Source organism: Flavobacterium piscis, assembly GCF_031457575.1.
Taxonomy (GTDB): Bacteria; Bacteroidota; Bacteroidia; order Flavobacteriales; family Flavobacteriaceae; genus Flavobacterium; species Flavobacterium piscis_A.
Genome location: NZ_JAVDWQ010000014.1, coordinates 1 through 10,727, shown reverse-complemented (window position 1 = coordinate 10,727; position 10,727 = coordinate 1). Strand labels below are relative to the sequence as shown.

Below are 10,727 nucleotides of genomic sequence, written 5' to 3'. Positions count from 1 at the left end.
TTAATTTAGAAAGTCAAAAGCGGTTTTTAGAAATACTATACAGCTATCTCACCACAAAGTTCTATTTTTGAATAGTTGAAAACATTACCTTCATATAGTCTTTTTCTATTTTTAATGGTAAACATATTGTTTGCCCAAGATCCTATCGCTTTAAAGTTAACAGAAAAAGAAGGTTTGCCTGATGTCGAATTTTACGACATTATCGAAGATAATAAAGGATTTATTTGGCTGGCTGCCGATAAAGGTTTGTATCGTTTTGACGGAAAAGAATATGTTTCTTATTCCAATAAAGAAAAGAGAGGACTTTCTGTCTTTGGATTGAAATTTGACCATCAAAATCAACTTTGGTGCAATAATATTTCAGGACAATTTTTCTTTTTAAAAGACAATTCCCTAATGCTTTTCTTAGATTTAAAAAATGAACTTAAAGGAGAATTAGCAGAATTTTTATTTCTTGATAATAAACTATTCATATTTTCTACTTCACTCCTGTTTTCTGTTGATTTAAAAACCAAAGAAAGAAAAAAAATACTGTTACCTTCTAAATCTAAATCCCCCATTATTCGTGCTCCTTATAAATTAGGTGATAAAATTCATTTTACTTATGATGATATCGTTTTTAGTATCTCAAAAGCTAATGAAATTGAGATTTTAAATTATAAGACTAAAAAATTTGGCAGTAATATATTTCCAAAATTTTTTGAATATCAGAAAAAATGCTATTTGCTTTTGTATGATAATTTTATGAATAAAAATCAAATTTTTCAAATACAAGAAAATGATTTAAAAGAAGTCTCTTTTCCTGAAGAATTGCAAAATAATAGAATTATCACAATTTCAGAAAATGATGGCAATTTATGGTTATGCTCTTCAAACGGAATTATAATATTAAATAGAAAAAACAATCAGTTTACATTAAAAGACGTGATTTTTAAAAATGATTTCATAACAAAAAGTATAGTTGATAAAAATGAAACTGTTTGGGTTTCTACTTTAAACAATGGGGTTTTTATAATTCCAAGTTTACAAATCAAATCGTACCTAAATGTCGTTAACAATGAAGTTATTTCTGCTGTAGAAAAAATTACAACTACAAAAATTGCTGTTGGCACTACTAAAGGCAATTTGTTTATTCTGGACTTAACGACAGGTATAAAAGATAAAGTTGAAATCAAGAACAAAAGAAAAGTTTCAGCGTTATTATTCTTAAGAAATGAAAACGTTTTATTGATAAGTACTGAAGAAGCAGCTTATGGTTATCACTTAAATTCAAAAAAATCAATTCCGTTAGAAAGTATAACGAATGCAAAAGACTTTCAGCAAATAGATAATTCTAATCAGCTTATTTTTTCTGGTTTTGACAGAGCTACCATTTTAAAATTTGAAAATAATAATCTCACGAAAGTTAAAGACTTAAATTTCAGTAGAGCATATCGTTCTTATTCAGATAAAGAAACCCATGAAGTTTTTGTTTCTTATGTGGATAATTTAATAGTTTATGATAGTACTTTTAAAGCTAAAATTCTAAAATATAATAACAAAAGTATTATTGCAAAAGATATTTGTCAGACAGCAGATAAAATAGTGTGGGTTGCTACTTTTACAGATGGAATATTGGGATACAAAAACGGCAAGTTTGTTAATAAATTAGATTTAACAAATGGTTTAAAATCTAAAATCATCCAAAAAATAAAATGCGATAACAATAATTTGTGGATTGTAACCGATAATGGAATACAGGTCTTTAACTCTAATATCAATAAATTTAAGCCATCTTTAATAAGTAAAAGTAGTGCTATTGGAAATATTAAGGGAGTGATTGTAAATGAAAAAAGTATCCTTTTTGCCAGCCAGGAAGATTTTTTTGAAATTGATAAAAACATAACCCCAAAAAGTTATCCAAAAGAAATTTATATAAGATCTATTACAATAAACGAAAAGGATACGTTACTCCAAGCGAATTACTCCTTGCCTTATGATAAAAACAGAATCAAAATTGCTTTTCATGTCAATGGTTATTACCCTGAAGATGAATTATTGTTTGAATACAAATTATCAGGTCTAAATGAAAATTGGATTGCATTAGATAGAAATGTAAATTTCGTTAATTTTAACAGCCTTCCTTCAAGAGAATATGTTTTCGAAATAAGAACGAAAAGTAGTAATGGATCTGAATATGTCTCTGAAAAGATTGTTTTTGAAATTAACCAGCCTTATTGGAAAAAATGGTGGTTTGTTTTAGTGATATTTTTAATTGCCTTAGGATTAATCATACTTTTTTACAGAAATAAATTAGCTGTAAAAGAGAAAGAAAAAGAATTGGCTTTGAAGAATGCAAAATTTGAAAGTGAACTAGCGGTTTTAAAATTAGAAAACTTAAAATCACAAATGAACCCACATTTCATTTTTAATGCTCTAAATTCTATTCAAGAATATATTGTATTAAATCAGAAGAATTTAGCCAGTTCTTATTTAGCAAAATTTGCAGACTTAATCAGAGCTTATTTAGACCATAGTTCCAAAGGTTATATTTCTCTGAAAGAAGAAATCGAATGTTTGAATATTTATTTAGAATTAGAAAAACTGCGATTTGAAGAGAAATTTGGTTATAAAATTATTAGTTTAGAAAGTAATGAGGATATTAAAATACCAACGATGCTTATTCAGCCTTATGTAGAAAATGCTATCAAACATGGCTTATTGCACAAAAAAACAGATAGAGTTCTGGAAATATTTTTTGAAATACTAAAAGAAGAGCAAATGCTAAAATGCACTGTTTCAGATAACGGTATAGGAAGAGAAAGAGCTTCTCAATTACGCAATAAGAAATACCAATCATTTGCTACAAAAGCCAATAAAAACAGACTCGAATTATTGAATTTTGGAAAAGAAAAAAAGATTGGTGTAACCATTGATGATTTAATAAATGCTAATAATGAACCTATTGGAACCCAAGTCACTTTGCTAATTCCAATATTAAAATAAAAAAATGAAAGCAATAATTATTGATGATGAGCCTAAAGCAAGAAATCTGCTGGAAATTTTAATAAAGGAAAATACCACCAAAATTGATGCGATTTTTCAAGCGGAAGATTTGCTTTCCGGAGTCCGGTTAATTAAAGAAGAACAACCACAAATTGTTTTTTTGGATATTGAAATGCCAGAACATTCGGGTTTAGAAATTTTAGATTTTATTAGCAAAGAAGAATTAAATTTCGAAATCATTTTTACTACAGCTTATAGTGAATATGCAATAAAGGCTTTTCAACTATCTGCAATAGATTATTTATTGAAGCCTTTACGTGCTGAAACTGTAAAAGAAGCTGTCGAGAAAGCAATCCAGCAAATAGGAAAATCAGAAATTAGTACTAAGCTGGAAGAGTTAAAAAAGAGTTTAAAATCGGCCAATTTTAACAAAATCGGATTACCATTCGCAGACGGATTTAAGTTTGTCAATTTTGATGATATTATCCTTTTTGAAGCAGATGGAATGTATACCAAAGTAAGCACAACAAAAGAAACAGAATTGTTAATTTGCAAGCCATTAAGACATTTTGTAGAAATCTTAGAAATGCAATCTAATTTTTATAAGCCACATCGTTCTTATCTAATTAATTTAAAATACATAAAAGAATATATTAAGAAGGATGGCGGTTATATTGTTATGGATAATGATAAGTCTGTTTCGATTTCAAATGATAAAAAAGAAGAATTCTTAACTATAGTCCAAAATATAGGATAATTACTTCAGCAAGTCAAAACCCAGTTTCAGAAAGTCGTTTTAAAAACGGCTTTTTTTATACTCAATTTTGTTCTTATAAACTATAAAATATTTACTATGAGAGCAATTTTACTTTTTCTTACAATTCTAACTACAAATTTTTGTTTTTCACAATATCCTATAAATGGATTAGTGGCTCAATATGGGTTTGATAACGGAAGCGTTTTAGTTGATGGTGCAAATGGGAACAATTTCACGCAAACTGGAACATCGTTAGTAGAAACAAACAACCGTTTTGGCAATGCTCCAACTAGTGCGGTAAATTTAAATGGAGATCATTTAACTAGACCTGACATAAACTTTCCTGCAGATGGATTCGGTTTTGGAAATTTCGAAACACTTAGTTTTTGGATCAAAACGACTACAAATGATGCAGATACAAGAATTATAATTGATGATAGCAATAGAACTAGTTTTGCTACTTCAAATTGGGCTGGAAATTATGTTTACTTACAAAATGGTTTTATAGGTGCTCAACTAGGTGTTCAATATTATCAAGCGACTTTGGGTTACAGGAGTGGAGGTGTATTAACTTCAAAATTTATTAGTGATGGAAATTGGCACCATGTTGCCGTATTACTCTCTAATTCAATTAGTTATGGAGGTTGTTGTACAACTACAATACATAATTCATTAACAGTTTATGTAGATGGGGTTAATTCTGGAAGTGGAGGAAATAGTCAATCTTCTACACAAAGCATAAGTTTAGCGCAATCACATGACACAAATGGAAATATTACTGTTGGAAACAATAGGTCTAATTCGCTTCCAATCAACAATAGATATTTTGATGTAATAGATGATATTCTATTTTACAATCGTTTATTATCTCCAACAGAAATTACAGATATTGTAAATTATAATAGTTTTTGTTTTACACCACAGTCTTCAATTCTTGCCGCAACAGCAATTACAGAAACTACGGCAACTATTACTCTTTCAGGAGGAGGTACATATGATGTTGCGTATCATAAAACTTCAGAACCTTTTTCAAGTGCAACAATTGTTACAGGAATTACTTCTGGTTCTACAATTTTAACTGGTCTGGATGTTTTTACAGATTATGAAGTGACTGTGAGGGAGCAATGTACAAACAATATTACAGGTTGGTCTTTGCCAATAACTTTTAAAACAGGTAGAACTTTAGGTTTTATTTATGTAAATGCCAACGCAACAGGAAATAATAATGGTCTTTCGTGGACCAATGCTTATACTAATTTGAATGATGCATTAGTTGTAGCTCAAAATAATGAAGAAATTTGGGTTGCTCAGGGAACATATACACCCCATGCATCCAATAGAAATACTTCTTTTACCATAAATGCATCCGGAATTAAACTATATGGAGGTTTTAATGGTACTGAAACACAACTCTTTGATCGTGTTTTTGGAGCTAACGAAACAATTTTGTCCGGAGATTTATTAGGAAACGATGATAATAATATAACCTACGTAAATGCAACTCGTAGTGAAAATAGCTATACGGTATTAACGCTTCAGGGAGAAAACACTTTACTAGATGGTTTAACTATTACCGGAGGTCATGCAAATGCAACATCTGGTGGTACAGAAACAAGATATGGAGGTGGTATTCGCAAAAATGGAAGTACAAGAAACCTAACAATAAATAACTGTAAATTAATTAAAAATATTGCTACGGAAGCCTCAGGTGCACTAGATGCGGCTTTTACTGCTGCGGGAGGTACAGGAAGTTTAACAATTAACAACTGCGAATTTTCAGAAAATTTATCTGCTATGGGTGGAGGTATATATTCTGTAAACACAAGTAATTCAACAATAACCTATTCTATTTCTAACACGTTATTTAGTAAAAATAAAGCCATAAATACTAGCGGAGCTACAAATGGTTATGCCGGAAGTTCTATGTGGTTGCGTTCTTATGGAACAGGTTCAACAATATTAACAAATCTTACAAATTGTACTTTTGTAGATAATATTGACGAAGGTGCCAATGCAACAATGAATAATTTGAATAGAACGACGCTTGCTTTAACTAAAAATACAAGTGCTAATCATACTGCTGCCATTTCAAATTGTATATTTTGGAATAATAAAGCAGCTTCAGGAGTTACTGCAAGACCTATTGGCGGATTTATAGAAAGTACAATTCCTTCAGCTACAATTATTAATTCTACTGATGAAACTAATTTTACAGGAATTACGATTTCCGGAACATCTGCAAATACAAACAATTCAAATCCATTATTTACTGATTTAGCAGGTGGTGATTATACTTTAAGTTCGGGTTCACCAGCTATTGGTAGTGGAGATAATGCTAGTGTTGTTGGATCTACAGATTTATTAGGAAATCAAAGAATACATAATACAACTGTTGATAGAGGAGCTTACGAGTTTGGTTCAACAGTTTTAGGAACACAATCCTTTGCTTCTTTTACTGAATTTGAAGTGTATCCAAATCCAACAGCTTCTTTATTAAATATAACTTCTAATGATGAGATTAAATTAATCGCTATTTATTCTTTAGACGGGAAATTAATTTTAGAGACAAAAGAAAATAAAGTTGATGTCTCTAATCTACAAAATGGGTTATATATCATTAAAGTAACTACTAATCAAAATGAGGTAGCAACTAAAAAATTTGTAAAAAGGTAAGCATGTTATAAGAGGCTGTCTAAAAATATAGACAGCCCTTTTTTTGTTATTTAATCAAGAATTATTATTCTGTCTGGAGAGACTCAGAAATATTTTTACAAATCTCAACCAAACTCTGCTCAACTGGTTCAGACAAAACTACGTCGATATTTATCGGAATAAGCCAGATGATAAAGAAGCAAACTCTTATAATCTGTCTTTCGGATAAATTTGATGATTGTCAACTGTTTTTACGGGTTCATCAACATTTTTGGGTTGTCGAAATCACTTCAAGTAAAAAATCCCAATCTTGCAAACCGATTTTAAAAATGCAGCTTGATTGAGATACAAAAAAGGCAGCCTATTTTTAGACAACCTCTTTGATTTTAAAAATTACACTTTAGCTTTCCTTTTCACCGTACACCCTATTTCTTTTGTGACGGTTAGTGTTGGCTTCTGATTATTTTTTAATGATGAAATAACGTCTTCAACATACTTTATTTTATCTTCTTTTGTACCTTCAGGATCATTATCAATAGCTCCCGTATATTCTACAATAGTTCCTTTTTCTGTTTTAGATACGATAAAAAGATGCGGTGTACGCTTTGCGCCGTACTGGTCCGTAACCACCTGACCTTTATCAAACAAATATGGAAAAGTATATTGTTTTTCTTTGGCATGCTCCTGCATTTTATCAAAAGTATCAGCTTTTGATGCCTCAGGATCATTTGGATTAATGGCAATTACAGGATAGCCCTGAGGCCTGAATTTTTTATCGAGATCGATAATTCTTTGTTCATAAGCTATGGCATACGGGCAGGTATTGCAGGTAAAAACTACAATAAACCCTTTTGCATCAGGATAATTAGAAAAGGAAACCTCTTTATTATCTATATTTTTAAGTTTAAAATCCGGAGCCTCTTGCCCGGCTTTTAGCGTATTATTTTGTGCCTGTGAAAAAAAGGCCGTAAAAACCAACAAAATTGTGATGTACTTTTTCATAATTTATAATTTTTTATATTCTGTTAATAATTGTTCATAGGTAAATTCACTTTCAATAAATTTTCGTTTATCATTTTTAATAAACAGCGTTGCCGGAATACTCCCTGACCAGGAGCTGTCTATACGATCAATATAGTCCTGCGGGCTGGATTCATTTAATAAAAAAACTTCATTCTTTATTTTTTTTCTATTGATGAATGGAATGACGGCCGAATTCAGTTTAGATTTAAAATCGACACTTACTAATAATACCGCCAATTTCTCCGACTTATATTCTGCAGATAATCGTTCAAAATGAGGCAATTCCTTAATGCACGGAGCGCACCATGTTGCCCAGAAGTTAACAACATAGGTACTATCTTTTCCGTTTTTTATCCTTTCATTCAACTGATCAATGTTAAGCAAACGGACTTGTTGACTATAACTTTGAAATGAAAATGCCAGCAATAAAAAACTACCGATTATAAAAGCTTTAATATTCATTATTCAACGGTTTAATTCAAATTACCTGAAATTGTTCTTACAAATATAAAATAATGTCTTTACATCAAAAGCCATTTTGTTGTTAATAAAATCAGTATCAGCATTCTTCAGAAGAAAAAAATTAATGCCTTCTCAAAATTTCTGCAATAGTAAATACGTAATTAAAAATAAATGGTAACTTTTCATGCTTTTTTTATTTCAACCTTTACATTTAGCATGACGACAGATATCATAGAATTAAACGATTTTATTGTCTTAATTGAACAGTCTAACACAACTAAAACCATAATTCAGAAATGTGAAATAGAAGGAGATGCCGTAGGCTTTGCTTTTTATGGCTCGGGAAATGTAGAGCTTGAAATAAAACATAATAATCAGACCAAATACTTAACCAATACCACTGGCCTTGCCATTTGTTTCTTTGGAAATCAGAAAGTAGCATTTTCCCATAAAATCGAACCCGACAGACCATTGCAGTCCATAAGTATTTTTACCAAACCGAAAAAGCTTCACTCATTGCCACAGGCAGAAAAGGAAATTTTTGAAAGCTATCTTCCTGAATTGCTGAATCCGAAAGAGCATTTTGTAAAAGGTCCTTCATTTTATATGACCCTTGATATGCAATTGGCCATTCAGAAAATATTTAATACAACTTACACCGGCAACACACGATTATTGTTTCTAAAAAGTCAGGTCAACGAACTTTTAGCCCATTTCTTTGCATTACTAACTACTGATAAAAAACCTGATTTTTCAGAAAAAGACAAAAGCAGGCTTTTTGAAGCAAAAGAGATTGTAACCAACAATTATTCGAAACCTCCTTCTATAACACAGCTCTCGAAAATGGTAGGCTTGAACAGTCATAAGCTAAAAAAGAATTTCAAAGAATTATTCGGTGTTCCCGTTTTCAAATACATTCAGGAAGAGAGGCTTCATAAAGCATATGAATTACTTCGTAATAGCGAAAAAACAGTTCAGGAGGCAGCATGGGAAGTAGGCTATGAAAGTTTAAGTTCTTTTTCTAATGCCTTTTATAAAAAATTTGGGACACGTCCTAATGAAGTAAAGCAACAATCCCTTTCAAACAAATCATAATTCTTTTGCAACAAATGACTCCATGATAAACCAGTCATCTTTGTGTCAGTATTCATTTAAAATAATATTGACATGGAAAAAAAGAAAATTTTAGTTCTGGGTGCCACCGGCAAAACAGGGAGCAGGGTAATTGAGAGATTAGAGCAAATAAACAATATTGAAATTCGTAAAGGCTCACGCAACGAAAAAATTTCTTTTGATTGGGAAAATCCTGAAACCTGGCAACCCATACTTCAGGGCATTCATACCGTTTATATCACCTTTCAGCCTGATTTGGCAATTCCTTCAGCAGCAGAAACCATCAAAATTTTTACAACCCTTGCTACTCAGCTAGGTGTTCAAAAAATGGTACTACTTTCCGGAAGAGGAGAAAAAGAAGCCCAGATTTGTGAGGAAATAGTAAAAAACAATGCCAGACAGTGGACAATAGTAAGAGTCAGCTGGTTCAGTCAGAATTTCAGCGAAAGTTTTTTCTTAGAACCTATACTTTCGGGCACAGTCGCGTTACCAAGAGCAGAAGCCCTCGAACCTTTTACTGATGCTGATGATATTGCAGATGTTGTTGTAAAAGCACTTTTAGAAGATAATCATAACGGGGAAACCTACGAACTGACTGGCCCTGAATTATTGACATTTGAGCAGGCTGTTGCTGAAATTGCCAAAGCAACAAACAGGGATATTAGCTTTCAGGGATTAACATTAAAAGAATATATACAAATACTCGAAGAGTATCAAATTCCACAGGATCACATTTGGCTGGTTAATTATCTTTTCGAACAAGTATTGGATGGCAGAAATGCTTATGTAACTCAGGATATAGAAAAAATTCTGGGTAGAAAAGCTAAAGACTTCACTTTTTATGCAGAACAAACTGCAAAAACAGGAATCTGGAATAGTATCAATCAATAAAAAAGGAGCTATGAATTACATAAAAGCATTATTTTCGGGCTTTTTGGTTTGGCTTTCCGTTAGTATTACCTTTTTTATTTTGGAAAATATTCCTGTAATGAAAGAATCTTTCATTACAGAAATAGTAATAATAATTGCTATTGTTTTTTATGCTGTTGGAAGTGCTGCCTTGTATTACAAAAAAGAAAATAAACCAAATGGATTACTTCTTGGAATAACAATGTCGGCCACGGCATTATTATTAGATACTTTTATAACTGTTCCTTTCATTGAAATTCCAAATGGAAGAGGTTATGAAATTTTTTTTAGCAGCCCTTTTTTATGGTTACTGGTAAGTATAACTATATTGTCTGTATATTTTTATTGGAGAAAAAAAATCAGGACGGCCAAATAACCCATATATCAATGCAGCAATACAGATCTGACAATTACATTTTTTTAAGAAAAAACAGAATGTATTTATACGAAACCATTATAAACTGAAAGTTCATAGATTTGGTTGACAGGCAGAAAGTCTGCAAGGTTGCAACATTCTTTATTAGTCACAAATCACACGAATTAATTTGCGGAAATTTGTGTAATTTGTGATTAATATTTTTTTAGAAGCTAAAGCAAAATACACTCAAATACATAGTTGTAAACTATATCTGAGACCAACTAATCAAAGTTTAAATTACAAATTCATTTTTTTTGCGTCTTCTACAAATTGTTTCAATCCAATATCTGTCAAAGGATGTTTTAATAAGCCCTTGATAGATGATAAAGGTCCTGTCATTACATCTGATCCAACTTTTGCACAATTAACCACGTGCATGGTATGCCTGATAGAAGCAGAAAGAATTTG

The 10,727-nt window shown here is 31.1% G+C and carries 8 protein-coding genes and 1 pseudogene; 6 read left to right on the top strand and 3 right to left on the bottom strand.

The window, feature by feature from the left end:
* The first annotated feature begins 75 nt into the window (after window positions 1–75).
* The 3 genes from J2W48_RS17475 (at window position 76) to J2W48_RS17465 (ending at window position 6,415) form a co-directional block, all read left to right on the top strand.
* Window positions 76–2,985, top strand: coding sequence for a sensor histidine kinase (locus J2W48_RS17475; RefSeq protein WP_310282979.1), 2,910 nt, complete (start codon window positions 76–78; stop codon window positions 2,983–2,985).
* A gap of 4 nt (window positions 2,986–2,989) precedes the next feature.
* A complete protein-coding gene (locus tag J2W48_RS17470) occupies window positions 2,990–3,742 on the top strand; it encodes a LytR/AlgR family response regulator transcription factor (RefSeq protein ID WP_310282978.1) in 753 nt (250 codons plus the stop codon).
* Between the two features lie 96 nt (window positions 3,743–3,838).
* Window positions 3,839–6,415, top strand: a complete 2,577-nt coding sequence (locus J2W48_RS17465) for a T9SS type A sorting domain-containing protein (protein ID WP_310282977.1) — start codon at window positions 3,839–3,841, stop codon at window positions 6,413–6,415.
* Window positions 6,416–6,787: 372 nt separating this feature from the next.
* Here J2W48_RS17465 and J2W48_RS17460 read toward each other — a convergent pair whose 3' ends face one another.
* Window positions 6,788–7,396, bottom strand: coding sequence for a thioredoxin family protein (locus tag J2W48_RS17460; protein ID WP_310282976.1), 609 nt, complete (start codon window positions 7,394–7,396; stop codon window positions 6,788–6,790).
* A 3-nt stretch (window positions 7,397–7,399) separates the two neighbouring features.
* Window positions 7,400–7,879: a TlpA family protein disulfide reductase gene (locus J2W48_RS17455; RefSeq protein ID WP_310282975.1), complete on the bottom strand. Its 480-nt coding sequence runs from the start codon at window positions 7,877–7,879 to the stop codon at window positions 7,400–7,402.
* A 171-nt stretch (window positions 7,880–8,050) separates the two neighbouring features.
* Between J2W48_RS17455 and J2W48_RS17450 the strand changes: the two genes are divergently transcribed.
* From J2W48_RS17450 to J2W48_RS17440, 3 genes are all read left to right on the top strand, one after another.
* Window positions 8,051–8,974, top strand: a complete 924-nt coding sequence (locus J2W48_RS17450) for a helix-turn-helix domain-containing protein (protein WP_310282974.1) — start codon at window positions 8,051–8,053, stop codon at window positions 8,972–8,974.
* Window positions 8,975–9,046: 72 nt separating this feature from the next.
* Window positions 9,047–9,883 (top strand): Rossmann-fold NAD(P)-binding domain-containing protein, encoded by an 837-nt coding sequence (locus J2W48_RS17445; RefSeq protein ID WP_310282973.1) that lies wholly within the window; start codon window positions 9,047–9,049, stop codon window positions 9,881–9,883.
* Window positions 9,884–9,893: 10 nt separating this feature from the next.
* The gene (locus tag J2W48_RS17440) at window positions 9,894–10,277 is read left to right on the top strand and encodes a DUF5367 family protein (RefSeq protein WP_310282972.1); all 384 of its coding nucleotides are present in this window, start codon (window positions 9,894–9,896) and stop codon (window positions 10,275–10,277) included.
* A 279-nt stretch (window positions 10,278–10,556) separates the two neighbouring features.
* Here the strand turns inward: J2W48_RS17440 and J2W48_RS17435 are convergent.
* Window positions 10,557–10,727: pseudogene (locus J2W48_RS17435) on the bottom strand (fructose-6-phosphate aldolase); the annotation flags it as partial.

Excerpts from the sequence above, each read along its gene's own strand:
- J2W48_RS17440 (WP_310282972.1), top strand. The coding sequence starts at position 9,894 with ATGAATTACATAAAAGCATTATTTTCGGGCTTTTTGGTTTGGCTTTCC.
- J2W48_RS17465 (WP_310282977.1), top strand. The coding sequence starts at position 3,839 with ATGAGAGCAATTTTACTTTTTCTTACAATTCTAACTACAAATTTTTGT.
- J2W48_RS17445 (WP_310282973.1), top strand. The coding sequence starts at position 9,047 with ATGGAAAAAAAGAAAATTTTAGTTCTGGGTGCCACCGGCAAAACAGGG.
- J2W48_RS17470 (WP_310282978.1), top strand. The coding sequence starts at position 2,990 with ATGAAAGCAATAATTATTGATGATGAGCCTAAAGCAAGAAATCTGCTG.
- J2W48_RS17460 (WP_310282976.1), bottom strand. The coding sequence starts at position 7,396 with ATGAAAAAGTACATCACAATTTTGTTGGTTTTTACGGCCTTTTTTTCA.
- J2W48_RS17455 (WP_310282975.1), bottom strand. The coding sequence starts at position 7,879 with ATGAATATTAAAGCTTTTATAATCGGTAGTTTTTTATTGCTGGCATTT.
- J2W48_RS17450 (WP_310282974.1), top strand. The coding sequence starts at position 8,051 with ATGGTAACTTTTCATGCTTTTTTTATTTCAACCTTTACATTTAGCATG.